Source organism: Methylomonas rosea (assembly GCF_024505055.1).
Lineage (GTDB): Bacteria > Pseudomonadota > Gammaproteobacteria > Methylococcales > Methylomonadaceae > Methylomonas > Methylomonas rosea.
Map to the genome: position 1 here is coordinate 32,051 of NZ_JANIBL010000001.1, position 25,294 is coordinate 57,344.

At 51.7% G+C, this 25,294-nt stretch carries 28 protein-coding genes; 21 read left to right on the forward strand and 7 right to left on the reverse strand.

The genetic code is table 11. From position 1 onward, the window contains the following. The first annotated feature begins 4 nt into the window (after positions 1 to 4). The 6 genes from aroA to NP589_RS00160 all read left to right on the forward strand — a co-directional run bounded on the left by aroA (position 5) and on the right by NP589_RS00160 (position 5,971). Complete coding sequence (gene aroA, locus NP589_RS00135) at positions 5 to 1,321, forward strand: 3-phosphoshikimate 1-carboxyvinyltransferase (RefSeq protein ID WP_256605124.1); 1,317 nt, start codon at positions 5 to 7, stop codon at positions 1,319 to 1,321. A gap of 1 nt (position 1,322) precedes the next feature. Beyond that, positions 1,323 to 1,979 carry a (d)CMP kinase gene (gene cmk, locus NP589_RS00140; RefSeq protein ID WP_256605125.1) on the forward strand — a complete coding sequence of 219 codons (657 nt, stop codon included), beginning with the start codon at positions 1,323 to 1,325 and terminating at the stop codon, positions 1,977 to 1,979. Between the two features lie 95 nt (positions 1,980 to 2,074). Continuing rightward, on the forward strand, positions 2,075 to 3,736 hold the full coding sequence (gene rpsA, locus NP589_RS00145) for a 30S ribosomal protein S1 (protein WP_020481456.1): 1,662 nt from the start codon (positions 2,075 to 2,077) through the stop codon (positions 3,734 to 3,736). Positions 3,737 to 3,802: 66 nt separating this feature from the next. Beyond that, entirely contained in the window at positions 3,803 to 4,108 is a 306-nt protein-coding gene (locus tag NP589_RS00150) for an integration host factor subunit beta (RefSeq protein ID WP_033193988.1), read from the forward strand. Between the two features lie 165 nt (positions 4,109 to 4,273). Beyond that, positions 4,274 to 5,239, forward strand: coding sequence for an acetylxylan esterase (locus NP589_RS00155; protein WP_256605126.1), 966 nt, complete (start codon positions 4,274 to 4,276; stop codon positions 5,237 to 5,239). Between the two features lie 3 nt (positions 5,240 to 5,242). Beyond that, positions 5,243 to 5,971, forward strand: coding sequence for an esterase family protein (locus tag NP589_RS00160; RefSeq protein WP_064036990.1), 729 nt, complete (start codon positions 5,243 to 5,245; stop codon positions 5,969 to 5,971). Between the two features lie 40 nt (positions 5,972 to 6,011). On the opposite strand, the gene ftsH is transcribed toward NP589_RS00160, so the two are convergent. The 3 genes from ftsH to purE form a co-directional block, all read right to left on the reverse strand. Then, positions 6,012 to 7,853 (reverse strand): ATP-dependent zinc metalloprotease FtsH, encoded by a 1,842-nt coding sequence (gene ftsH, locus NP589_RS00165; RefSeq protein ID WP_256605127.1) that lies wholly within the window; start codon positions 7,851 to 7,853, stop codon positions 6,012 to 6,014. 72 nt (positions 7,854 to 7,925) lie between these two features. Then, positions 7,926 to 9,020 carry a 5-(carboxyamino)imidazole ribonucleotide synthase gene (locus tag NP589_RS00170; RefSeq protein WP_256605128.1) on the reverse strand — a complete coding sequence of 365 codons (1,095 nt, stop codon included), beginning with the start codon at positions 9,018 to 9,020 and terminating at the stop codon, positions 7,926 to 7,928. Then, positions 9,017 to 9,514, reverse strand: a complete 498-nt coding sequence (gene purE / locus NP589_RS00175) for a 5-(carboxyamino)imidazole ribonucleotide mutase (RefSeq protein ID WP_064010194.1) — start codon at positions 9,512 to 9,514, stop codon at positions 9,017 to 9,019. The genes NP589_RS00170 and purE overlap by 4 nt, the downstream gene beginning before the upstream one ends. A gap of 145 nt (positions 9,515 to 9,659) precedes the next feature. Between purE and ccmA the strand changes: the two genes are divergently transcribed. The 14 genes from ccmA to NP589_RS00245 all read left to right on the forward strand — a co-directional run bounded on the left by ccmA (position 9,660) and on the right by NP589_RS00245 (position 20,301). Next, positions 9,660 to 10,292, forward strand: coding sequence for a cytochrome c biogenesis heme-transporting ATPase CcmA (gene ccmA / locus NP589_RS00180; RefSeq protein ID WP_256605129.1), 633 nt, complete (start codon positions 9,660 to 9,662; stop codon positions 10,290 to 10,292). Beyond that, positions 10,283 to 10,957: a heme exporter protein CcmB gene (ccmB, locus tag NP589_RS00185; protein WP_064036987.1), complete on the forward strand. Its 675-nt coding sequence runs from the start codon at positions 10,283 to 10,285 to the stop codon at positions 10,955 to 10,957. Before ccmA ends, ccmB begins: the two co-directional genes overlap by 10 nt. Continuing rightward, positions 10,957 to 11,718, forward strand: a complete 762-nt coding sequence (locus NP589_RS00190; protein ID WP_256605130.1) for a heme ABC transporter permease — start codon at positions 10,957 to 10,959, stop codon at positions 11,716 to 11,718. The genes ccmB and NP589_RS00190 overlap by 1 nt, the downstream gene beginning before the upstream one ends. Next, positions 11,715 to 11,882: a heme exporter protein CcmD gene (gene ccmD / locus NP589_RS00195; RefSeq protein ID WP_064010190.1), complete on the forward strand. Its 168-nt coding sequence runs from the start codon at positions 11,715 to 11,717 to the stop codon at positions 11,880 to 11,882. The genes NP589_RS00190 and ccmD overlap by 4 nt, the downstream gene beginning before the upstream one ends. Next, entirely contained in the window at positions 11,879 to 12,313 is a 435-nt protein-coding gene (gene ccmE, locus NP589_RS00200) for a cytochrome c maturation protein CcmE (protein ID WP_256605131.1), read from the forward strand. The genes ccmD and ccmE overlap by 4 nt, the downstream gene beginning before the upstream one ends. Continuing rightward, positions 12,310 to 14,253: a heme lyase CcmF/NrfE family subunit gene (locus NP589_RS00205; protein ID WP_256605132.1), complete on the forward strand. Its 1,944-nt coding sequence runs from the start codon at positions 12,310 to 12,312 to the stop codon at positions 14,251 to 14,253. Before ccmE ends, NP589_RS00205 begins: the two co-directional genes overlap by 4 nt. Then, positions 14,253 to 14,783 (forward strand): DsbE family thiol:disulfide interchange protein, encoded by a 531-nt coding sequence (locus NP589_RS00210; protein WP_256605133.1) that lies wholly within the window; start codon positions 14,253 to 14,255, stop codon positions 14,781 to 14,783. Before NP589_RS00205 ends, NP589_RS00210 begins: the two co-directional genes overlap by 1 nt. After that, complete coding sequence (locus NP589_RS00215) at positions 14,780 to 15,235, forward strand: cytochrome c-type biogenesis protein (RefSeq protein ID WP_256605134.1); 456 nt, start codon at positions 14,780 to 14,782, stop codon at positions 15,233 to 15,235. The genes NP589_RS00210 and NP589_RS00215 overlap by 4 nt, the downstream gene beginning before the upstream one ends. Continuing rightward, positions 15,232 to 16,440 carry a c-type cytochrome biogenesis protein CcmI gene (gene ccmI, locus NP589_RS00220; protein WP_256605135.1) on the forward strand — a complete coding sequence of 403 codons (1,209 nt, stop codon included), beginning with the start codon at positions 15,232 to 15,234 and terminating at the stop codon, positions 16,438 to 16,440. Before NP589_RS00215 ends, ccmI begins: the two co-directional genes overlap by 4 nt. Next, positions 16,440 to 17,819 carry an oxygen-independent coproporphyrinogen III oxidase gene (hemN, locus tag NP589_RS00225; protein ID WP_256605136.1) on the forward strand — a complete coding sequence of 460 codons (1,380 nt, stop codon included), beginning with the start codon at positions 16,440 to 16,442 and terminating at the stop codon, positions 17,817 to 17,819. The genes ccmI and hemN overlap by 1 nt, the downstream gene beginning before the upstream one ends. A 115-nt stretch (positions 17,820 to 17,934) precedes the next feature. Continuing rightward, positions 17,935 to 18,282: a restriction endonuclease subunit S domain-containing protein gene (locus NP589_RS00230; protein WP_256605137.1), complete on the forward strand. Its 348-nt coding sequence runs from the start codon at positions 17,935 to 17,937 to the stop codon at positions 18,280 to 18,282. A 149-nt stretch (positions 18,283 to 18,431) separates the two neighbouring features. Continuing rightward, a complete protein-coding gene (locus tag NP589_RS00235; protein ID WP_256605138.1) occupies positions 18,432 to 18,743 on the forward strand; it encodes a hypothetical protein in 312 nt (103 codons plus the stop codon). A 61-nt stretch (positions 18,744 to 18,804) separates the two neighbouring features. After that, entirely contained in the window at positions 18,805 to 19,839 is a 1,035-nt protein-coding gene (locus tag NP589_RS00240) for a restriction endonuclease (RefSeq protein ID WP_256605139.1), read from the forward strand. A gap of 21 nt (positions 19,840 to 19,860) precedes the next feature. Continuing rightward, complete coding sequence (locus tag NP589_RS00245; RefSeq protein WP_256605140.1) at positions 19,861 to 20,301, forward strand: hypothetical protein; 441 nt, start codon at positions 19,861 to 19,863, stop codon at positions 20,299 to 20,301. A 34-nt stretch (positions 20,302 to 20,335) separates the two neighbouring features. On the opposite strand, the gene NP589_RS00250 is transcribed toward NP589_RS00245, so the two are convergent. The 3 genes from NP589_RS00250 to NP589_RS00260 form a co-directional block, all read right to left on the reverse strand. After that, a complete protein-coding gene (locus NP589_RS00250; protein WP_256605141.1) occupies positions 20,336 to 20,821 on the reverse strand; it encodes a GNAT family N-acetyltransferase in 486 nt (161 codons plus the stop codon). Then, positions 20,821 to 21,108 (reverse strand): type II toxin-antitoxin system TacA family antitoxin, encoded by a 288-nt coding sequence (locus NP589_RS00255; RefSeq protein WP_256605142.1) that lies wholly within the window; start codon positions 21,106 to 21,108, stop codon positions 20,821 to 20,823. The genes NP589_RS00250 and NP589_RS00255 overlap by 1 nt, the downstream gene beginning before the upstream one ends. A gap of 282 nt (positions 21,109 to 21,390) precedes the next feature. Beyond that, the gene (locus NP589_RS00260) at positions 21,391 to 23,466 is read right to left on the reverse strand and encodes a carbon starvation CstA family protein (protein WP_256605143.1); all 2,076 of its coding nucleotides are present in this window, start codon (positions 23,464 to 23,466) and stop codon (positions 21,391 to 21,393) included. 237 nt (positions 23,467 to 23,703) lie between these two features. Between NP589_RS00260 and NP589_RS00265 the strand changes: the two genes are divergently transcribed. Next, positions 23,704 to 24,195, forward strand: a complete 492-nt coding sequence (locus NP589_RS00265) for a cytochrome P460 family protein (protein WP_256605144.1) — start codon at positions 23,704 to 23,706, stop codon at positions 24,193 to 24,195. A 27-nt stretch (positions 24,196 to 24,222) separates the two neighbouring features. Here the strand turns inward: NP589_RS00265 and NP589_RS00270 are convergent, their stop codons facing one another. Next, on the reverse strand, positions 24,223 to 25,170 hold the full coding sequence (locus NP589_RS00270; protein WP_256605145.1) for a histone deacetylase family protein: 948 nt from the start codon (positions 25,168 to 25,170) through the stop codon (positions 24,223 to 24,225). Positions 25,171 to 25,294: the final 124 nt, after the last annotated feature.

Sequence of the window (25,294 nt, forward strand, 5' to 3'; positions counted from 1 at the left end):
TAACATGTCACAAACCATTACTTTTCAAGTGCAGCCTGGCGGTAGCTTGCGCGGCGAAATCCGTGTGCCAGGCGATAAATCCATGTCGCATCGCTCTATTATGCTGGGGTCTCTGGCGGAAGGCGTCACGCATGTCACCGGTTTTTTGAATGCGGAAGATGCTATATCCACTCTGGAAGCCTTTCGGGCGATGGGTGTGAAGATCGAAGGCCCGATGAATGGCGAAGTGACGATACACGGCGTTGGCAAGCACGGTCTGAAAGCACCGGCAAAACCTTTGTATTTAGGCAATTCCGGCACCTCAATGCGGTTGCTGAGCGGTTTGTTGGCAGGGCAGCCTTTCGATACTGTTTTGACGGGCGATAAATCACTGGAATCGCGGCCGATGAAGCGGGTGACCGCGCCGTTGGCGCTGATGGGCGCCGAGATTGTTACCCAGGAAAACGGTACCGCACCGCTGCATATCAAAGGCAAGGCCGGCAAATTGCAAGGCATTCACTACGATATGCCTATCGCCAGTGCCCAGGTTAAATCCTGTTTGTTGTTGGCGGGCATGTATGCCGAAGGCGAAACCAGTGTGACCGAACCCGCGCCGACCCGCGACCATACCGAGCGCATGTTGAATGGCTTTGGCTATCCGGTGCAACGCGAAGGTAGTACCGCCCGTATCAGCAATCAAGGCAAGCTAACTGCTGCGCGTATTGATGTACCGAGCGATATTTCTTCGGCGGCATTCTTTTTAGTCGGTGCTAGTATCGCCCCGGATTCCGATGTGACTTTGCGTCATGTTGGCATCAATCCGACTCGCACCGGCGTCATCGACATTTTGCGTCTGATGGGGGCGAATATTGAAGTCCTGAACGAACGAGAAGTGGGGGGCGAGCCGGTCGCCGATTTGCGCGTGCGTTCGGCGCAATTGAAGGGCATCAGTATCCCGGAACATCTTGTGCCGCTGGCTATTGATGAGTTTCCGGTATTGTTCGTGGCCGCAGCTTGTGCCGAAGGCCAAACGGTATTGACCGGCGCGGAAGAATTAAGGGTTAAGGAATCTGATCGAATCCAGGTAATGGCCGACGGCTTACAAATTCTCGGTGTCGATGCGCAGCCAACCAAGGACGGCATGGTGATTAACGGCGGTGGCCACATCGGCACTGGCGAAGTCGAATCGCATGGCGACCATCGGATCGCGATGTCGTTTTCGATTGCCGGCTTGCGTGCCAACGGCCCGATCACGATCAGGGATTGTGCGAACGTGAATACCTCGTTCCCCGAGTTCAGGGATTTGGCCACCCATCTAGGTTTAGCTCTGACGAGCTTTTAATATGCAAGTACCGGTACTGACGATAGACGGCCCGAGTGGCGCCGGCAAAGGTACGGTTAGCCGCGCTGTTGCAAAACTTTTAGGCTGGCATTATCTGGATAGCGGATCCATATACCGATCATTAGCGGTGGCTGTTTTAAAATCAGGCTTGGATTTGTCTGATGTTGCTGCCATTTGCCGAGTCGCTGAAGCTATGTCGTTAGAATTCGATTGCGGCGATGAGTTGGTCGTTAAGCTAGGCGGCGCCGACATCACGAGCCAGCTTGGCACAGAAACCACCGGCAATACCGCGTCTATCATCGCCGCGTATCCGGAGGTGAGGGCGGTGTTATTACAAAAACAAAAGGATTTTCAAAGACTTCCGGGCTTGGTTGCCGACGGCCGAGACATGGGTAGCGTGGTGTTTCAAGATGCCAAAATCAAGGTTTATTTAACCGCCAGCGCCGAGGAAAGGGCGCTTAGGCGATATAAACAGTTGATTGAAAAGGGGATTGATGCTAATCTTATTCAAATCACTCGGGAAATAGAAGAACGCGATTGTCGCGATCAGCAGCGAGCTACTGCTCCGCTCACCGTGCCGGAAGGCGCGCATTATATCGATTCATCCAGTTTGACTATTCAGCAAGTGATTGATCAGGTAGTAAATTTAGTCGATTAAGGCTATTGGTGGTTACCGAATATTATCGGTGACTTTATTTTAATTTCAGAGAAGAGAAAGCTTGCTTGAGTCTTAGCAAGTTTGGGAAAGAAGAGATGGGCGAAAGCTTTGCAGAGTTGTTTGAAGAGAGTTATGCCAAGACCGAAATGCGTCCTGGCGCAATGCTAATTGGTACAGTTGTTGATATCGAAAACGAATTTGTTATCGTCAGCACACAAGCCAAATCAGAAGGGGTCATTCCTAAATGGCAATTTCTGAATGCCGACGGCGACCTTGAGGTCAATGTAGGCGACGAAATTGAGGTTGCTCTCGATTTATTCGAAGATGGCCTGGGCGCCACTCTTCTTTCCCGTGATAAAGCCAAGAAAAGTAAAGCTTGGGCAGAACTGGAAAAAGCCTTTGAAACGCAAGAAACCATCGTCGGCCGTATCAACGGCAAAGTGCGTGGCGGTTTCACCGTTGCAGTTGGTGCATTACGCGCCTTCTTGCCGGGCTCTCTGGTTGACGTTCGTCCTATCCGCGATACTGCTTTCCTGGAAAATCGCGATCTGGAATTTAAAGTTATCAAAATCGACCAAAAACGCAACAACGTTGTGTTGTCACGCCGTGCGGTCGTCGAAAGCGAATACAGCGCAGAGCGCGAAGAACTGGTTAAAACGTTGCAAGACGGCGCGATCGTTACCGGTATCGTTAAAAATCTCACCGACTACGGTGCGTTTATCGATCTGGGTGGCGTCGATGGCTTGCTGCACATCACCGATATGGCATGGCGCCGTGTACGTCACCCATCCGAGTGTGTAGAAATCGGTCAGGAAGTTAAAGTTAAAGTCCTGAAATTCGATAAAGATAAAACCCGCGTATCGTTGGGCATGAAACAAATGGATGAAGATCCATGGCAAAACATTGCTCGCCGTTACCCTGCCGGCACTCGTGTGTTCGGTAAAGTTAACAACCTGACAGACTACGGTTGCTTCGTGGAAATCGAAGAAGGCGTCGAAGGCTTGGTGCACGTTTCCGAAATGGACTGGACCAACAAAAACGTCAACCCATCCAAAGTTGTGCAACTGGGCGATGAAGTTGAAGTCATGGTTTTGGAAATCGACGAAGAACGCCGTCGTATTTCACTGGGCATGAAACAATGCCGCTCCAATCCTTGGGATGAGTTTGCCGCTACACACAACAAAGGCGACAAAATCTCCGGCAAAATCAAGTCGATCACCGATTTCGGTATCTTCATCGGCCTGGACGGCGGTATTGACGGTTTGGTGCATATGTCCGATATTTCCTGGAACGAGAACGACGAAGAAGCCATCCGCAACTACAAGAAAGGCGACGAAGTCGAAACCGTCATCTTGGCTGTGGATTCCGAGCGCGAACGTATCTCTCTGGGTATCAAACAGTTAGAGCAAGACCCTTTCCAAAACTACATTGCTGTGCATGAAAAAGGCAGCTTAGTGAAAGGTGTTATTAAAGAAATCGATGCTAAGGGTGCGATCGTAACTTTGGCCGATAACGTCGAAGGCTATTTGCGCGCTTCTGAAATTCAACGTGACCGCGTCGAAGATGCGCGTACTTTGTTGAAAGAAGGCGAAGAAATCGAAGCTAAGTTTGTCGGTGTTGACAAAAAGACTAAATCTATCTCTTTGTCTATCAAAGCGAAAGATGTCGAAGAAGAGTCTAATGCCATTAAAGATTACTCGTCACAAAATGCTGGCACAGCCACATTAGGCGATATCTTTAAACAAATGGACAAGTAGTAAAACCATCTCCAAGGGTGACATGACTGGGTCATGTCACCCTTTTTTGATTATTCAGGGCTGGATGTGACAAAATCAGAATTGATAGAGATGCTGGCACGAAAGCAGCCTCATCTCGCGCTTAAAGATGTTGAATTGGCAGTCAGATGCGTTGTTGATCACTTGAGCGATACGTTGGCAAGTGGCGATAGGATAGAAATCAGAGGTTTTGGCAGTTTTTCACTACACCATCGTTCAGCACGACTGGGACGTAACCCCAAGACCGGCGATTCAGTGTCCTTAACAGAGAAGCACGTGCCGCATTTTAAACCGGGAAAGGAATTGCGGGATATGGTTGATGCTTCCAGGGAAAAATTCAAAATCGTCGATTGACGATAGCTTTTGAACTAACAATACCAATGCAAGCTGCCCAATATGGGAATAGCGTTGTACTTTAGATGACTTTCTAGTGGCGGCAGTGTCCGCCACTTTAAAATTATTGCCCTATTGCGAATTAGGCTCCCAATAAAGGACCTAGGCAGAACTTAATCAGGCCGGATGCCAGTGAGCTTATTCGATCATTATTACAGCTATGATCCTGGCTATGGTTACAGTCTTGACGATTTGTTAAGCGTTCCGGCGCCACAAGAGCCTGCCGATTTTAGTCGGTTTTGGCGGGATAAATATCAAAAAACCTTAACGGTTTCTCCTCAGTTTTCCATTAATTACCAATGCCTGCGCGCTGGCTACCGGGTCTACGACATAAGCTATCAGTCTACAGATGGTTTTCATATAGCCGGCTGGCTGCTTGAGCCGGATGCACAGCCTATTACTCGGAGCATCGTGGTCGGTCATGGTTATGGTGGCAGAGAACAACCGGATTTTCATCTCAGCATGCCTGGCGCCGCCTTACTTTTTCCTTGCTTTCGCGGCATATCTCGCAGCCGCTGCGAGCGCTTGCCGGACCAACCGAATCAACATGTCGTGCAGGGGATCGACGATCCTAATCATTACGTGATTGGCGGGTGCGTAGAAGATTTATGGCTGGCCGTGACCGTTCTAGGCGAGCGTTATCCTGCAATCGCGGATAAGATCGGCTATATGGGCATTAGTTTCGGTGGTGGTATAGGCGCTTTGGCCGCACCATGGGACGCAAGAATTAAGCGAGTGCACTTGAACGTTCCCACCTTTGGCAATCAGCCCTTGCGTTTAAGCTTGCCCACCAGCGGCAGTGCCGCAGCGTTGAAAGCCTATAGTCAAAACCATCATAATGTGTTTGACACATTAGCCTATTATGATGCCGCTGTTTCTGCGCGTTATGCAATACAGCCGTTGCATGCTGCGGTTGCCTTATTCGATCCGGTCGTAGCGCCGCCTGGGCAGTTTGCTATATACAACGCTTGGGCAGCGCATAAGCTGTTATTTATCTTGGATGCTGGACATTTCGATTACCCCCGTCAGCACGATCAAGAGCGGCAATTGATTGCTGAGCTGCAACATTTTTTCGGAGAATCGTCGCTTTAGATTATGAATCGCGAATATCATCACTGGTACAGTCCGCGCTTGGGCCGCGACATGGAGTTCCTGGTTTTCGGTCATGCCGGGGCCAAAGTACTGATTTTTCCAACGCGCGACGGCCGTTTTTACGAATACGAGAACCTGGGTATTGTCGAACGGTTACGCAATAAAATCGAAGCGGGACACATACAGTTGTACTGCGTTGACAGTATCGATCACGAAACGTTTTACTGTTTTTGGCGGCGGCCGAAAGACCGTATTCAGCGGCACATGTTTTTCGAAGACTACATATTGAACGAAATCATGCCGTTCATGGCCTTGAAAAATCCGCACCCGTGCATCATTGCTCACGGCTGTAGTTTGGGCGGTTATCATGCCGCCAATATCGCCTTCCGGCATCCGCATTTATTTAAAAAATTAGTGGCATTTTCCGGTCGTTTCGATTTGACGCTGGAAGTGGAGTGTTTCAAAAACCTGTTCGACGGCTATTACGACGATCATGTTTACTTCCATACGCCAACCCACTTTCTACCCAATCTGAACTGCGAAGCGCAACTAAAGCATTTGCAGCACATGGAAATTACCTTGGTCATTGGTAAGGAAGATCCATTCTTGCAGAACAATCACGAGCTGAGTCACATACTAGCCGCGAAGGGTATCCCACACGCCTTATATGAATGGGAAGGGCGCGCGCATCAAGGCCACTATTGGCGCAGAATGGCCCCTCTGTACATCTGACAGTCCCGATTATGCTCGTTGAAAATAAACCCCGGCTCTACTACGCTGGTGTGTTTCCAGCGTCCAGAGATTGTTTTTTATCAAGCGCAGGCGGCGCAATGGTTTTGCCTTGCATCAATTCGTCAATCTGATGTTTATCCAGGGTTTCCCAGTCCAATAAGGCTTGCGCCATATTATGCAGAATATCGATATTTTCCTTTAATAGGGTTTCGGCCCTTAGATAATTGTTGTCCACAATTAACCTGATTTCCCGGTCGATTAAGCGTGCCATGTGTTCCGACATCGGTTTGGCTTGCGGCCCTAGATAGCTACCTTCGTTATCGCCATAATCCAACGGACCGAGGTTGTCCGATAATCCCCATTTGGTGACCATGTTACGGGCTAATTGAGTCGCGCGTTGAATATCGTTGCTAGCGCCGGTGGTGACTTTATTTTTACCGTAAACCAGCGCTTCCGCTGCCCTGCCGCCAAACAAACTGGAGATTTGGCCTTCCAATTTGTCCTTACTGGCGCTGTATTCATCGCGTTCAGGCAGGAACATCGTAATGCCCAAAGCGCCGCCGCGCGGCATGATGCTGACTTTGTAAACCGGGTCGTGCTCCGGCACCAGGCGGCCGACGATGGCGTGCCCGGCTTCGTGGTAGGCGGTCATCAACAGGTCTTCGCGACTCATGATCATCGTGCGTTTTTCCGCGCCCATAATGGTTTTATCGCGGGCCTTGTCCAGGTCGTTCATCGTGATTTCCCGCTGATTATTGCGGGCGGCGAACAACGCGCCTTCGTTGATCAGATTAGCCAATTCGGCGCCGGAAAAACCCGGTGTGCCGCGCGCCAGATCGTTAAGGTTGACGTCATCTGCCAACGGTACGCGACTGGAATGAACTCTGAGGATTTGTTCGCGGCCTTTGATGTCCGGCAGGCTGACTTGCACTTGCCGGTCGAATCGGCCGGGGCGTAACAAGGCTTTATCCAACACGTCGATACGGTTGGTAGCGGCGATGACGATGATGCCTTCGTTGCCGCTAAAGCCGTCCATTTCGACTAACAGTTGATTCAGGGTTTGTTCGCGCTCTTCTGTACCGCCCATATTGCCCGGGCTGCGCTGCCGGCCAACGGCATCGATTTCGTCAATAAAAATGATACATGGCGCGTGTTTTTTTGCTTGTACGAACAGATCGCGCACTCTGGATGCGCCGACCCCGACAAACATTTCCACGAAATCGGAACCGGAAATCGAGAAAAACGGTACACCGGCTTCACCGGCAATCGCGCGAGCCAGCAAGGTCTTACCGGTGCCGGGAGGGCCAACCATCAGCACACCCCTGGGAATTTTACCGCCCAGGGCTTCGTATTTGCCCGGCGCTTTCAGGAAATCGACTAATTCGGCGACATCCTGCTTGGCTTCCTCGACGCCGGCAACGTCGTTAAAACGAACCTTTACCTGATTCTCCGTCATCAGCTTGGCCCGGCTTTTGCCGAAATTGCTTTGCGCGCCGGCGCCAAGCAGTTGTTTGCGCATGAAATAAATCAATACGCCAATTAGCAAGAAGGTCGGTGCCCAGGAGTAAAATACCTGCATAAACGTCGATTGCGTCAACGGTCTTTGCACGACGATCTTCACCCCATTCTGCAATAGATCTTCTATCACCGTGACATCGCCAGGGCTGTATGCGGTAAAACGTGTGCCGTTATGCCTCAGACCATCGATGGCTCTGCCGTCGATCACGACTTCGGCTACCATTTTGCCGCGTACATCTCGGATGAAGTCGGAATACGGAATGTCGCCTTGAGATTTATAGGCGGTAGGGGCGGGATTAAAAATTACAAACGCCGCGATGGCGATGCCGGCCAATATGAACAACAAGAACAAAATTTTTTTCATGGTTGTGGCCTCTATATTCTGCGAAGCGGTTTGGGGTTGCATGCCAAAACCGCCCGGATTCAAGCTAAGAGATCATGATTCGTCGACAGCCAAAGCCAGATTAGCCAATTGCTGCAGCGCTTCCCGGTAGGTGGTTTCAGAATCGGCTCTGACCGTGGCATGTGCCACTTTTCGGCCCTTGCGCGGAGCTTTGTCATACAGGTGCAAATGCGCGTTTGGAATATTTAGCAGTGCCGCGTCGTCGGCCAGACCGCCGATAAAATTTACCATGCCGGCATAACCGCGCGGCTTCGTCGAGCCTAGCGGTAAATCCAGAATAGCCCGCAAGTGATTTTCGAATTGACTGGTTTCCGAGCCTTCTATGGTCCAGTGTCCTGAGTTATGCACGCGCGGCGCGAATTCATTTGCCAATAACTCACCATTCAGGTCAAACAATTCCAGCGCAATCACGCCGACGTAATCCAATTTTTCCAGCAATAAACTGACGTAGTTCTCGGCAATGGCTTGTTCGGAATCGTTAGCACAACATTCGGCAACGCGCAGAATCCCGCCGCGATGTTGATTTTCCGATAACGGATAGTAAGCAATCTCGCCGGAGAGGCTGCGCGCGGCGATGATGGATACTTCTCGCTGAAACGGCACAAAGCCTTCGACAATAGACGCTGCGCCTTGCATGCTGTCCCAGGCTGATTCCAGTTCATCTACCGATTTTAGAACTACTTGGCCCTTGCCGTCATACCCCATGCGCCGGCTTTTCAAAATAGCTGGGTAGCCGATTACCGGCATAGCTTGTTGCAAGTGCTCTAAGGTGTCGACAGGCGCAAAGGGTGCCGTGCGAATGCCTAAATCTTTGAAAAAATTCTTTTCCAATAAGCGATCTTGCGCAACAGCCAGTGCGCCTGCCGGCGGATAAACTTGAGTGTGGCTAGATAAAAACTCGGCCACATGGGCGGGTACGTTTTCGAATTCGTAAGTCACGATGTCGGCTTTTTCGGCTAGTGATGCCAGTAAATCCGGATCGTCGTAAGCGCCTAGCAAATGTTCACTCAAGCCTGCAGCGCCAGCGTTGACGTCGGGATCGAGCACGATGAATTTTAAACCCAGCGGGTAACCAGCCAACGCAATCATTCTGGCGAGCTGACCGCCACCTAAAATGCCAATTTTCATCCGGTCACCTGCCTTGGGTCGGGAGTGGCGATCACACTGTCGGTTTGCTGTTGACGATAAGCATCGAGAGCTGGGCGGTATTGCGGATGTTTATTGCTGATAATCGCGGCGGCCAGCAACGCGGCATTGATGGCGCCGGCCTTGCCGATAGCCAGAGTGCCAACCGGAATGCCGGCCGGCATTTGCACGATAGATAATAAAGAATCCATACCGTTCAAGGCCTTAGATTGCACAGGCACACCCAATACCGGCAGCGCAGTTTTCGCGGCTGTCATGCCCGGCAAATGCGCGGCACCGCCGGCGCCGGCTATGATGACTTCCAAACCTTTGCCTTCCGCGGTTTCCGCATACTTAAACAACTTGTCGGGGGTGCGATGGGCCGAAACCACTTCCACTTCATGCGGAATATCAAGATGTTCTAGGGTTTGCGCTGCATGTTGCATGGTTTCCCAATCGGATGTGGAACCCATGATGATGCCTATCAATGCGGTCATGCAAAATCTCCGGTATTTGCGATAAATCAAAACGGCTCGATTATCGCATAAATGGGGAGATTTTCTCTGTAGGCAAATTGCGAACTATGCCGGGCTTAATGATAAGATAGCGCCCCTTGTAATGTGTCAGCCTAAGGATGGATGAATGGAAAACTCGCAACACGCTTCGCTGCAAGCCAGTGAGCTATCGTGTTTTCGCGACGAGCGTTTGTTGTTTTCCGATTTGAGTTTTACGTTGCACCCCGGTGAAGTGTTATTGCTGGAAGGTGCCAACGGCAGCGGCAAAACCTCGCTATTGCGTATTCTGTGCGGCTTTAGAGAAGCCGACGCCGGCGATATTTATTGGTGCGGCAGCAAAATCGCCGAGAGTAGCTACTACAACGACATGGCTTATGTCGGTCATGCCGACGGCACCAAAAAGGAACTGACGGTGTTGGAAAATCTAAAGTTTGCAATGGCGCTTGGGAGCGCGGGCAAATACGACATCGAACAAGCGCTGGATAAAGTGCAATTAGCCGGATTCGACGACAATCCCGTGCATACCCTGTCGGCCGGACAAAAGCGGCGCCTATCACTGGCTCGCTTGCTGATTACGCATAACTTGCTGTGGATACTCGACGAACCGTTCACCTCGTTGGATAGACAAGGCATCAAATTGATAGAATCGCTGATGGCCGAGCACCTCGCCCAAGGCGGTATGGCAGTTTTGACTTCTCATCACGATCTGAGCATGGCCGATCTCAATCTGAAACGCATTCATCTGCAAGCATGCCAATAATTCAGGCTTTTTGGGCGATCATTCGCCGGGATTTGTTGTTGGCGTTTCGGCGCCGCGCCGAAATGGCCAATCCGCTATTTTTTTTCGTGCTGGTGGTGACTTTGTTTCCATTGGCCGTAGGCGCGCAACCCAATTTGTTGCGGGCGATGGCGCCTGGGGTGATTTGGGTTTCCGCGCTGCTGGCGGCTTTATTATCCTTGGATGGTTTGTTCCGCAGCGATTTTGAAGACGGTTCGCTGGAGCAAATGCTGCTCAGTCCGCATGCCTTATCGATATTGGTACTGGGTAAAATCATCGCTCATTGGCTGGTAACAGGCTTGCCCTTGTTGTTGGTGGCGCCGTTGCTGGCGGTGTTTTTGGGTTTGCCTGAGCAGGCCATGGGAACTTTATGGCTGACATTGATCTTAGCTACGCCCCTGCTGAGCTTGATTGGCGCCATCGGGGTGGCCCTCACGGTCGGCTTACGCAGGGGCGGCATGTTGTTGTCCTTATTGGTATTGCCTTTGTATGTGCCGGTTTTAATTTTCGCCAGCGGCGCCGTGGATAGGGCAGCCAGCGGTTTGCCGGTCAACGCCCAACTAAATATTTTATTGGCTATGTTGCTGTCGGCACTGGTATTAGTGCCCCTGCCAACAGCGGCCGCGTTAAAAATGAGTGTGAATTGATGTCTTGGATCCCAGCGCCGGTTAGCCGGTTTTTTCATCGTACGTCGTCGCCGCCGTATTTTTATGCATTGGCGGATCGTTTCATCCCTTGGCTGACGGTTATTTTTCTAGTGTTGCTCGGTGCCGGTCTCTATGGCGGTCTGTATCTGGCGCCTACCGATTATCAGCAGGGCGATAGTTACCGGATCATATACATCCACGTGCCGGCGGCCTGGATGTCCTTGTTTATTTATGTGCTGATGGCCGTCATGGGTGGGATTGCGTTGATCTGGCGCATGAAACTGGCTGAAGTGATGCTGATCAGCAGTGCGCCGATTGGTGCAGGATTTACTTTTGTGGCCTTGGTGACTGGCTCCTTGTGGGGCAAGCCCATGTGGGGCACCTGGTGGGTGTGGGATGCGCGCTTAACCTCGGAATTGATCCTGCTGTTTCTGTACTTGGGTGTGATTAGCTTATACGGCGCTATCGAAGAAAAGCGGGCGGCGGCGCGAGCGGTGTCGATATTGGCGTTGGTGGGCGTCGTCAATATCCCCATCATTCACTATTCGGTGCAATGGTGGAACACCCTGCATCAAGGGCCTACGGTTAGCAAAATGGATAAACCGTCTATACACGTCAGCATGTTGGTGCCCTTGTTGCTGATGGCAGTAGCATTCAAGTTCTATTATCTGATTGCGGTATTGCAGGCCGCCAAACTGGAATTACTGAAGCGCGAAACCAGCTCGCAATGGGTGAAATCGCTGTTGGAGAAACAAGCATGAGCTGGGAAAGCTTTTTATACATGGGCGGTTACGCCATCTACGTCTGGCCGGCTTATGGTGTGACGGCCTTGGTGTTGGTCGTTAATATTGTATTGCCGGTCCTGCAACGCAAGCAGTTGCTGCGTGAGCTCACTATCAAACAAAAACGGTCACAAGCTCGATGAAACCGATACGAAAACAACGCTTGTTTCTGATCATACTGATGTTGGCTGGTCTGGGCTTGGCGGCGACCTTTGCTTTAAAAGCCTTCAACGAAAACCTGATGTATTTTTTTTCCACCAGCGATGTGGCCGCCGGCAAAGCGCCGACCAACGCGGTATTTCGCTTGGGTGGGATGGTGGTGAAAGGCAGTGTGGAACGGCCCAACGCCGATTTATTGGTGCGCTTTAAACTCAGCGATTTCGAAAAGGAAGTGACGGTGGAATATTCAGGCATCTTGCCGGATTTGTTTAGGGAAGGGCAGGGCATCGTCGCCAAAGGCCAATTGGACAGCCGCGGCGTGTTCGTCGCCGAGGAAGTATTGGCCAAACACGATGAAAATTACATGCCGCCCGAAGTAGCCGGCAGCCTGAAAAAACCGGTGGCGCAGCCATGATCCCGGAAATAGGCCACTTTGCGTTAATCCTAGCCTTGTGCATGGCGCTAGTGCAAGGCGCTTTGCCGATCTTGGGTGCGGCCAAATCGATCACCGGTTGGGTACATGTCGCTAAACCCGCTGCATTTGGTCAGCTGTTATTCATGGTTTTGTCTTACGCCTGTTTAACCAGCAGCTTTATCAGCCACGATTTCTCGGTAGCTTATGTAGCGCAAAACTCCAATACCGCCTTACCGCTGATTTATCTGATTTCCGGGGTATGGGGTGCACATGAAGGGTCTTTGTTACTTTGGGCACTGACCTTATCGATCTGGACCGGCTTGGTTGCCGCCTTTAGCACGCATATTCCGGATGCTACAAGAGCGCGGGTATTGGGTGTGATGGGCTTGGTCAGTATCGGCTTCATCCTGTTCTTATTACTGACTTCAAACCCGTTTGACCGTTTGTTTCCGGCACCTATGGAAGGTCGCGACCTCAATCCCTTATTGCAAGACCCGGGCTTGGCGATTCATCCGCCGATGCTGTACATGGGTTATGTCGGTTTCTCGGTGGCGTTCGCGTTTTCCATAGCCGCCTTGCTGGAAGGGCGTTTAGACGCAGCTTGGGCGCGCTGGTCGCGGCCCTGGACCAACATCGCCTGGATGTTTTTAACGCTGGGTATCACGCTGGGCAGTTGGTGGGCCTATTACGAACTCGGTTGGGGCGGCTGGTGGTTTTGGGACCCGGTTGAAAACGCCTCCTTCATGCCGTGGCTGGTGGGTACGGCTTTAATTCATTCCTTGGCTGCCACTGAAAAGCGCGGCGTGTTCAAAACCTGGACCGTGCTGCTAGCCATTTTTGCATTTTCCTTGAGTTTGCTCGGCACCTTCCTGGTGCGTTCCGGGGTGCTGACCTCGGTTCACGCCTTTGCCAGCGACCCGGCGCGTGGTTTGTTTATCCTGATCTTTCTGGCCGTGGTGGTGGGTGGTTCGCTACTGTTGTACGCGATTCGCGCCCCGCGGGTGAAAAGTCACGCCCGCTTTGAATTGGTTTCCAAAGAATCGGTATTACTGGTCAACAATGTGCTTTTGGTAGTCACCGCTGCCAGCATCTTGCTGGGTACCTTGTATCCGCTGGTGGTCGATGCTTTGGGCTTGGGTAAATTATCGGTTGGCCCGCCATATTTCAATGCCGTATTCATTCCGCTGATGGCGCCATTAGCCTTGGTGGTTGGCCTGGGCGTGTTGATGCGTTGGAAAAGCGACGACCTGAAAGCTTTGGGTTTGCGCGTACGATGGTTGATTGCCGCTTGTGTCGGCTTAGCCCTGTTGACGCCACTGCTGATGCCGTTTTATTCCTGGGGCGCGGCTTTAGGCACCGGCTTGGCTCTATGGACTTTGGCGATTACGGGCCTCGCTTTCAAACAACGCCTGCAAAGCTGGTCCTGGCAACGCTTGCAACAAATTCCGGCCGGTTTTTACGGCATGACTTTGGCGCACTTTGGTATCGCGGTGTTCGTGATTGGAATCACCTATACCTCGGTTTACAGTATCGAACGCGACGTGCGCTTGGCGCCGGAAGAAACCCTGGATTTGTTCGGTTACGTGTTTCAGTTTCATGGCGTAAAAAGTACCGAGGGTCCTAACTACCGCGCCGAGCAAGCCTATTTAACGGTCAGCCACAACGGCGAAATTGTCGCCGAATTATCACCACAGAAACGCGTGTATCGGGTACAAACCATGCCGATGACCGAGGCCGCAATCGATGCCGGCGTATTCCGCGATTTGTTCGTAGCCCTGGGCGAGCCATTAGACAAACAAGGTGCCTGGAGTTTACGGGTGTACTACAAAGCTTTCATCCGCTGGATCTGGATGGGCGGGGTGTTTATGGCCTTGGGTGGCCTGATTGCCGCCAGCGACCGCCGCTATCGTTTGCTTAACAAACCTCTTTCACAAAGTTAATGAAATATTTGTTGCCGCTTTTTTTATTCATCGCCTTGGCGGTGTTTTTGGCGATCGGTTTAAATCTCAATCCCAGAGAGATTCCCTCGCCGCTGATCGACAAGCCGGCGCCGGCCTTTAACTTGCCGATTCTAGCCACGCCGGAACAACGCCTAAGCCAAGCGGATTTTAAAGGCAAAGTCTGGCTGTTGAATGTCTGGGCGTCCTGGTGCGTATCCTGCCGCGAAGAACACCCCTTATTGATCGAGCTGGCCAAGCAAAACAAGGTGATCCTTGTGGGCTTGAACTATAAAGACGAAGTGCAGGCCGCCAACGCCTGGCTGAGTAAGCACGGCAATCCTTACAACGTCAGCGTGATGGATGCAGACGGTCGTACCGGCATCGATTACGGCGTTTACGGCGTACCGGAAACCTTCGTGATCGATAAACGCGGTGTCGTGCGTTATAAACATACCGGCCCCGTGCAGCCTGGAGACCTGGAAAAAGTCTTTCTGCCGTGGATTCAACAATTGGAGGCGGAAAGCACATGAAATTTCTCTATGCCCTGATGTTATCGCTGCTGGTGTATCAAGCCCACGCCGAGATCGAATACCGCGACTTCAAACAACCCGAGCAGGAGCAGGCCTATCAAACTCTGATTTCCGAGCTGCGCTGTCTGGTTTGTCAAAATCAAACCATCGCCGATTCCAATGCCGATTTGGCCAAGGATTTGCGTCGGCAAGTTTATGAAATGCTACAACAAGGTAAATCCCGCCAGGATATCGTCGATTTCATGACCGACCGCTACGGCGATTTTGTGATGTACAAGCCGGCCCTGAAACTGAAAACCATGCTGCTTTGGCTGGGACCAGTGTTGTTCCTAGTGATTGGTTTGGCCACGGTTTGGGTTCTACGCAGCAAGACGGCGGTGATTGACGAGCCATTAAGCAAAGAGCAGCAGGCCAAGCTCGACAGTATTCTGGACAAAGGTGACGACGCGTGAATCTTGAGTTTTGGCTAGTGATAGCCGTATTAATAGCGCTGGCTCTGCTGGTGCTGTTGCCACCCTTGTTTAACCGCACTCCGTTGCGCACTGCCGATGGCGAACAACGCAACACCGCGATTGCCCGTCAGCAACTGGCTGAGCTTAAACTGCAATTGCAGAATGGGGTATTGTCGCAAGAACAGTACGAGGCTCAATATCGCGAGTTGCAGTTAACCTTGCTGGATGACTTGGAAGGACCTATTGCATTAACCGCAAACGATAAAACCGGCCGCTGGATAATACCGATAATCGTCATTTTCGTCCCGCTGTTAAGTCTGTTTTTGTATGGCATGCTTGGTGAGCCTCAAGCATTGGCCAAGGCAGAGTTAGCGGCTAACAATCAAAAAGCCGCCGACAATGTGGCAAATATGGTCAAGCAGCTAATAGAACGGCTTAAACAACAGCCGGATGATCTGGAAGGCTGGTTGATGCTGGGCCGCTCCTATGTCTACATGCAGCAATACCAAAATGCAGCCGATGTCTTCGCCGAGTTGAACAAGCGCAAGCCCAACGATCCTGCGGTAATGCTGCGTTATGCCGATGCCTTGGCGATGGCACGTAACGGGCAAATGGGCGGAGAACCCGCCGAATTGGTTTTTCAAGCCTTAAAGTTGCTGCCGGATGATCACACCGCCCTGTGGCTAGCCGGGATGGCTAAGGCCGAAGCTGGGGATTTCGCGCAAGCGATTAGCTATTGGAAAAAGCTCTCCGGCTTGCTGCCCGCTGATAATGAAAGCCAGCAACAAGTGCAGAAAATGATCGAAATGGCTGAGGCCGAGCAGCAAAAGCCGCAAGTCTCCGAGTCATCGGCTGCGGCAGTGGATATTCAGGTGAAAGTAATGCTGGACGATGCTGTGAAAACCAAAGTCCAACCGCAACATACCGTATTTATCTATGCGCAGGCAGTGAACGGTCCGAAAATGCCGCTTGCCATCATCCGTAAACAGGTAGCCGATTTGCCGGCCAGTGTCATACTGAACGACAGCGTAGCGATGCAGCCGCAAACCCATCTGGCCGATTTCAAGCAACTGCGCATCGTCGCCAGGGTTTCCAAAACCGGTAACGCGATGCCGCAACCAGGCGATTTGATCGGCGCGGCGCAGCTGGATTCGGTGTCGGGTAATCCCAGCGTCAGTATTACCATCAATCAAGAAGTGCAGTAATGGATCAATCAATCAAATTCGACCTGGACTTGATCAAACGCTATGACAAATCCGGTCCGCGCTATACCTCGTATCCGACCGCACTGGAATTGCACGAAGGCTTCGGCGAGGCCGAGTATTTACAGCACATTGAAAAGTCCAATGCCGCCGGCGGGCCGCTGTCGCTGTATTTTCATATTCCGTTTTGCGACACCGTTTGCTTTTATTGCGCCTGCAACAAAATCGTCACCAAGAACCGTGCGCATGCGGTGCCGTATCTGGAAAACCTCTGCAAAGAAATAGCGATGCAGGGCAAGCTGTTCGATAACAGCCGCCCGGTCAATCAATTGCATTGGGGCGGCGGCACGCCGACGTTTTTAAGCTACGAGCAAATGAAGCGGTTGATGGACACCACCCGTCAGCATTTCAATTTGCGTGACGACGACAGCGGCGAATATTCCATCGAAGTGGATCCGCGCGAAACCAACGATTTAACCATCGCTCAATTGCGCGAACTGGGTTTTAACCGCATCAGTCTGGGCTTGCAAGATTTCGATCCGGACGTGCAAAAAGCCGTGAACCGCCTGCAAAGCAAGGAACAAACTTTCGCGGTTTTGGAAGCCGCCCGCAAGGAAGGCTTTCGTTCCACTAATATCGATTTGATCTACGGCTTGCCACTGCAAACCGAACAAACCTTCGCCGCCACGCTGGATCAGGTGCTGGCTTACGCACCGGATCGTTTCTCGATATTTAACTACGCGCACATGCCCAGCCGTTTCAAAACCCAGCGGCAAATCAACGACAACGATTTGCCGACAGCGGCGGTGAAGCTGGAAATCCTGCAGATGGTCGGCAAGAAATTGACCGATGCCGGTTATGTTTATATCGGCATGGACCACTTCGCCAAACCGGACGACGAACTGGCCGTGGCGCAACGCGAAGGCAAGCTGTATCGCAACTTCCAGGGCTATTCCACCCATTCGGACTGCGATTTGGTGGGCTTGGGCGTGACTTCGATTGGCCGGGTCGGCGATGCCTACATGCAAAACTACAAGGAACTGGACGAATACGACGCGGCTATCTCGCAAGGCAAGTTGCCGGTATTTCGCGGCGTGGATTTGGATGAAGACGACAAACTGCGCCGAGCGGTGATCACCCGGTTGATCTGCCATTTCGAACTGAACTTCAGCAAAATTGAATCAGAATTTGATATCGATTTTTCCGAGTATTTTGCGCCTGAACTGGATAATTTGCGCCTTATGAAAGATGACGGCTTGCTTGAACTAAGCGCCGATAGCATCAAAGTGTCTTCGGCCGGCCGCTTGCTGATCCGTAACATCTGCATGGTGTTTGACAAATATCTGGCGCAGAAACAGCAGCAGTTTTCCAAGGTGATTTAATAACGATGGAACGGCTCAAGCGCAATATTTATCGCAACGCGAAGCGCCAAGCCGGGCGACACTGCACGTCAGAGCCAACGATGTCATAGCTTCCACGGTACGGCCTAATCGGCGTTTGTCGGCATTGATTAGCGAAGAGCAAGACGGCTTTGTTTGCTCTTCGGGTTTTGTCGTTTTGCAGCCCAAGCAAATTAGCGGCGACGTATTGCTGACCTATCTACGGCTACCCCTAATTTGTAAATTGATGGATTTGTATACCAGCGCCAGCATGTACCCGGCAATTTCCGAATCCGATTTGCTAAATCTGCCGATACCAAAATTTTCAACGGCTACTGAAAAGGCGGTTGAACAATCTCTACAATCCGCTCGCCAAGCTAAACAACGCGCCACCCAACTCCTCGAAGCCGCCAAACGCGCGGTCGAAATCGCCATCGAGCAATCGGAAATCGAGGCCTTGGCCTAATTGCACGACATCACCGTAAACGGGAAGGTGTCGTAAAAACGTAGGTTGGGCTGAGCAGAGCGAAGCCCAAAGAAATCAAAATGTTGGGCTTCATTGCATTCAGCCCAACCTACGTTTTGCGACAGCATCAGCTAAAAGGAGAAAACCAAATGAACGACGACGAACTGGATGGCCCAAACCGGGTATATGACGACCCGGATTTGCTGGAGGATTTTTTGCAACACATTCTCTGGCCGTTTCTGGATTTCGGCCCAGATACGCTGGCGTTTTTTACCAATCGCTCCGAGCTTAGCGACTTTCTGCCGGGAATCACCGAAGAAGACTATCAATCCTTGGTGGATGCGATTAACCAGCGCTACGGTATCGCCATGCAAACCCGCGACTGCGGCCGGATTTATCAAATCCTGGAACGCATCCGCGACGACGAACGGGTGAACAGGGTTTGGCAAGGTGAAGCGTAGGTTGGAAGCCGAGGCCTTGGCTTATTTGCACAACATCACCGCAACCCAAGGAGGTTAAGCTATGGCAATCTGGCTAATCCGCGCCGGCTCGCACGGCGAATTTGAACAAAAATTCATCCAGGAAAACCAGGTTTACGTGACCTGGGACAAACTGGACGTGAATCTATCCAAGCTCAAGCAGCGGGGCGATTTGACGGTGGCGATGAATAACCGTTACGCCGATTGCAAGCCCAAGGCGATCCAGAATTGGGTAAGCCAGGTGTGGCCGTTCGCGCACGACATTCAGCCGGGCGACTGGCTGGTGCTGCCACTGAAAAGCCAACCCGCTATTTATATCGGCGAGGTGACAGGCGATTATCAATTCGATGCCAAAGCGGCCAATCCGTTTTATCACTGGCGTTCGGTAAAGTGGATCGGCGAGGCGATACCGCGCGCCCATTTTGGTCAGGATTTGCTGTATTCCTTCGGCGCGTTTCTGACTATTTGCCGCATTCAACGCAACAACGCCGAGCAACGTTTGGCGGCGATGCAAGCCAACGGCTGGAAGGCGGAAAGTCTGCTGGCGACCATTCAGCCCGGTTCGCCCATCGCCGACGATGCCGCCACTACTGCGAATTTGGCGGAATTGGCGCAAGACCAAATCGCCCGCCTGGTCGACGCCCGTTTCAAAGGCCACGATTTAACCCGTTTGGTGGAAGCCATCCTCAAAGCCCAGGGCTATACCACTTACCGCAGCCCGCAAGGCGCCGACGGCGGAGCAGATATTCTGGCCGGCGCCGGGCCATTGGGTTTCGGTTCGCCGCGCTTGTGCGTGGAAGTCAAATCCGAAGCCAATCCGATTGACCGACCGACTGTGGACAAACTGTTGGGCGCCGTTGCTAAATTCGGCGCCGACGAAGGCTTGTTCGTGTCTTGGAGCGGCTTTAAAAACAACGTGCAAAAGGAACTTGCCGCCAGTTTCTTTAGGGTGCGGCTGTGGACGCAAAAAGAACTACTGGAACAACTCTTCGCCCACTACGACCGCCTCGACGACGATTTAAAAGCCGAATTGCCGTTAAAGCGCATTTGGACGGTGGCGGTGCAGGATGAGGATTAACTTTAATTTGTACGAGTTGTTATGGACGAGATCATAGCTAATATAAATAGTCCTGCGTGGTGGTTTGATGGATTGTTCTTTACCAGTTTTGTTTTTCTGGTAGGAAAGTTGGCGAGGTTTGCTTCTAATTTTGCTAGAAAAACTTTTAGACTTATCTCGGCGAGGCGGCTAAGGAAGATCAAGAAAATTCGCGGCAATTATTTTGCGGTGAATTATGAAATAGGGAAAGTGAATTCTTTCTTTATATTGTTTCTATTGATTTGCTGTTTTTACTTGATTTGGTTTGTTATTGGGTCATTAAGTCAAATAGTGAGATTAAATATTTTGGTTGCTGTTATCTTGCTTGCTCCAATATATGTCTCTGAGGTCGTTTGGCTGCTTCAAGATGCGTTTACCAAAGAATTAATCGAGCGTAGCCATAGGATTGGCGCATTTCGATTATTGCATCGTAAGGATAAATAAGCCAATTCGATTGGCGAGTATTAATCCCTGTAGTTTAGCTACTTAGCGGTAAGAATAATTTTAACGGCGACCCTGAAAATGCGATAAAACCAAACTGCCGATAAAACTCAGCTGCCGCCGGATTCAGCGCATCCACCACGACCGCATAAACCGCCATCACGGCGCTGGCTTGTTCCACACGTTGCACGGCATCGGCTAGTAGTATCGTTCCCAGGTGTTGACCTTGATATTGTTTATCAACCGCGAGCCTGCCTAATAACGCCACCGGCACCGGATAATTGGGGAGGCGGTTTTTATGTTCTGGCGGCAAGTCGTCTGCGCGTACGCTGCCGGCACTGAGGGTGTAGTAGCCAAGGATGGTTTGCGGCGCGCTGATATCGGTCGCCACGAACACCTTATTTAGGCGGTGTTTAACGTTTTGGCGGGCGTATTGTTGTAGGTAAGTGTTTAGGCTGCTGTCGCCACAGTCGAAGGCTTTGCGTAGGTGGCTGGCGCCTAGCGCTTCGATTTTGAGTGGCATCAATCCCGAACAACCGATTGCTGATGGAGTGCCAGGGCTTGCTTCAATTTAGCATTCCTGGCCGGCGTGTTTTCCAGAGCGTCCAAAAACAATGTCCAATCAGCAGGGGAAAGGGTGATTTGCTCGTGCTCGTTGATGATGTTTTCCGCAGCGGCCAGCGATTGAGCCAACACAAATTCGGATAGTTTTTTGTGGCTATAGCTGGCGGCTTTTTCCAGCTTTTGCTTGGAAAGGGCATCAATGCGAATGTGCATGCGTTCTTGTTTGGTGGTTTCTGGCGTAGGCATATAAACTTCCTCCAATCGATTTGATGCAATTGTACGCCAATTGTGCGGCTATTTTTGAGTTTTGCTTGTCCACCCTTTGTTATTTGAATGGCTGATTTATACTTCAAACCAGCATTCAAGATTAAATATATCAACCCGAGCTTGGAGCTGATCTTTGCCTGTCAATACCTGATTAAATCAAATTCGGTTCATCGAATTGTCAGCATGAATTCAGGCCAATTGCCAATAAAGCAATCATAGCGGTCAAGCTGTCCCTAAAGGCACAATTGATACTGGAAAATGTTAATCCCTCACCCATTCCTCAACGAGCCGGCTCGGCATATGCGCCGATTCGCTGGATTGCGGGTAGTTTTTGCCTGCGAGGATGCAATAAATCACCCGTAAGGTATCCGCCAGCAACAGCCAGGTGATCAGCATGAACAGGCTGGTCAAGCCGGCATTCAAATAATCGTTGAAAATCAGATGCGGGGCGTTTTTGACTTGCTCGGCGGGTAGCGCGCCGTTGGCGAGTTTGGCGGATAAATCGGCGGCATGAGACAGAAATCCTACCCGTAAGTCGGCGGCGAACAACTTTTCCCAAGCTGCGGTGCTGGTGACGATTATCAACCAGGCCAAAGGGACGGCAGTTACCCACACGTATTTCAGTTTGTCCGACTTCACCAATATCGTGGTGGCGACGCATAAGGCAATCGCGGCCAGCATTTGGTTGGCAATGCCGAATAAGGGCCACAGGCTGTTGATGCCGCCTAGCGGATCGATGGTGCCCATGTACAGGAAGTAGCCCCAGGCGCCAACCACCAAACCGCTGGTCAGCAGGATGCTGGGATAGCTGTTGGTTTTGGCGAGACCGATATTGCCCAACATGTCTTGCAGCATGAAACGGGCGACACGGGTGCCGGCGTCCAAGGTGGTCAAAATAAACAGGGCTTCGAACATGATCGCGAAGTGATACCAGGCTGCCAGCAGATGTTCGCCGAACACTTGTGCGAACAAACTAGCCATGCCGACCGCCAGCGATGGCGCGCCGCCGGTTCGGGCGAAGAGCGTCGATTCACCCATGGTTTTTGCTAGGGTTTGCATCTGCTCGACGCTTACCGGGAAGCCCCAGCCACTGATCTTGGCAACCGCATCGACCGCTTCCTTGCCGACGATGCCGGCCGGGCTGTTGATTGCAAAATACACGCCGGGCTCCAAGACCGAGGCGGCAATCATCGCCATGATGGCGACGAAGGATTCCATCATCATCGCGCCGTAACCGATGAAGCGGGCATCCTGCTCGTTAGCCAGCAATTTGGGCGTGGTGCCGGAGGAAATCAGCGCATGGAAACCGGATATGGCTCCGCAAGCAATGGTGATAAACACAAAGGGGAATAGCTTGCCGCCAAAGATGGGTCCGCTGCCGTCGATGAATTGGGTGAGGGCAGGCATTTTTAGTTCCGGGCGCAGAACGACAATGGCAACTGCCAGCGCGGCGATGGTTCCCAGTTTCATAAATGTCGATAAATAATCGCGCGGAGCGAGTAATAGCCAGACAGGCAATACCGCTGCCGCGAAACCATACAAAATCACCATCAATGCTAGTTGCGGCGCGTCGTAATCGAACCAGCCGCGAATGCTAGCGTTATCGTCGATCCAGCCGCCGCCCAGTACCGCAAAAATCAGCAACGAGACGCCAATCAAAGTGGCTTCCAAAACCCGGCCAGGCCGCAAGTGGTGTAGGTAACAGCCCATCAGTACGGCTATCGGGATGGTTGCGGCTACGGTGGACGTGGCCCAGGGGCTGTGTTTCATCGCATTGACTACCACCAAGCCCAGTACCGCGATAAGGATCACCATAATCATCATCACGCCTATCATGGCTGCGGTGCCGCCGATCGCCCCTAATTCGTCCTTGGCCATTTGTCCCAAGGAACGGCCGTCGCGGCGGATCGAGAAAAACAGCGTGACGAAATCTTGTACGCAGCCGCCTAAAACGGCCCCAATCAAAATCCACAAAGTACCCGGCAAATAGCCGAATTGGGCAGCTAGTGTAGGCCCGATCAACGGACCGGGGCCGGCAATCGCCGCGAAATGGTGGCCGAACACCACCCATTTGTGGGTGGGCATAAAGTCGCGGCCATCGTCGAAACGTTCGGCAGGTGTGGCGCGGCTGGGGTCCAATACCAACACTTTGCTGGCGACAAAGGCGCTGTAAAACCTATAGCCCAGCGCGTAAATACAAATCGCCGCGACGATCAGCCACATACTATTAATGCTTTCACCGCGCTGTAAGGCAATGCCGCCGACGGCGAAGGCGCCAGTCAGGGCGACACAAGCCCAGAAAAAAATGGACGGTAATTGTTTATTGGTGCCGGACATGGCGAATTCCTTTCGAAAGTAATCGGTGTACTGCGTGATAAAGTTCGCAAAATGGTAGCATGTCAGCGTCGATTGCTGTTGGCGGATTAGCTTAGAAACCCGCTGCTTTGGCTGGCTTTACCGCTAATTCGCCATCGTCATTGGCTAGTTTTATTCGGCTTGATTGAACACGCGTTAGCTGCAACTTGCCGGCGTATAATTAAGACTTGATATCCATTAAATAAGGAGGACAAGAAGATGAACAAAACTATTTTCAGTGGGTTATGGTTGGCCGCTGCGATTTCAATGCCGTTTGGTCTGGCTTTCGCGGAAACCCAGTCGACCGTTAAACCCGAACATGGTGACTACCGCGACTGGCGTTTGCTGGGCGTATCCTTGCGGCACGACAAAAACAGCATACGGGCCATCGTCGGCAACCATGTGGCTATCAATGCCGCTCGTGCAGGTAAAGTAAAACCTTGGCCGGACGGCAGTATCATCGCCAAAATCAAATGGGCGGAAAGAAAACATCCCAACTGGGAACAAGCAACCGTACCGGGCGAGTTCACCGCCGCTGAAGCGATGGTGAAAGACAGTAAGAAATATGCGGAAACCGGCGGTTGGGGCTTCGGCATTTGGGAAGGTAAAACCTTAAAAATGCTGGACCAGGAAAAGTCCGCACCGTGCTTTGCTTGTCATTTACCTATGAAAGACAGCGACTACGTTTATACCCTGCCTAATCTGCAATAAACGCGGTTTTTTGAGACGGGAGGCGGTTCATTCGCCTCTAGTTGGGCTCCCCATCAAGCTGTCGACATGCGCGGCAACGCTGTTAGCCAACGCGCTTAAATTGTAGCCGCCTTCCAATGCTGAAATGATTCGGCCTTGGCAGCAGGCATCGGCGACGCTAATCAATTCATCGGTAATCCAGCGATAATCATCATCTACAAGACCGATTGAGGCCAAGGGGTCGTCGCGATGGGCGTCGAAACCGGCGGATATCAAAATCAGTTCCGGATTAAATGTTTTCACCGCCGGCAAAATGGACTGGCGATATTTGTCCCGAAACACATCGCCAGCGCTGCCGGTGGGGAGGGGAACGTTGATAATATTCCCCACACCGCTTTCCGAGGGGTGGCCGCTGCCGGGGTAATGCGGCCATTGATGGCTGGAGGCATATAGCACTTGCGGCTGTTCGCAAAAAGCCGCTTGGGTACCGTTGCCGTGGTGCACGTCAAAATCCACGATGGCAATCCGGGTTAAGCCGTAGCGGCTGCGGGCATATTCGGCGGCAATCGCGATATTGTTGAATAAGCAAAAGCCCATCGCATAATCCGGCATGGCATGATGGCCGGGAGGGCGGGTGGCACAAAAGGCCCTAGCATTTTGGCCGGTGCAAATCCTGTCGACCGCATCGCACACTGCGGCCACCGCGCGCAGAGCTGCTTGTTTGGAGCCGGGCGATACCACGGTATCCGCGTCAAAATTTGCGTAACCTTCTTCAGGGATCGTTGATAGTACTTTCGTAATCATGGCTTTGCTGTGTATCAAGCCAATCTTGTCTTGGATGTCGGTGGGAATATCGGCGGCGATTCGTTGCAATTGCGCAAATTTTGGTGCCGACAATGCTTGTTCGATCACATGGAGCCGGTCGATGCTCTCCGGATGGGCGACGCCGGTGTCGTGGCCCAAAAAATCCGGGTGACTATAGTAAAGTGTGCGCATAAGCTTACTCCTGCGGATGTTGCTTAAAGTCGTATCTTTATCGGATCTTCTGGAGCAGTGTATATCCCTTACGTAAATATTTCTATAAATATTAAGTGTTTAGCGAACTGTTATTGAGGTGTGT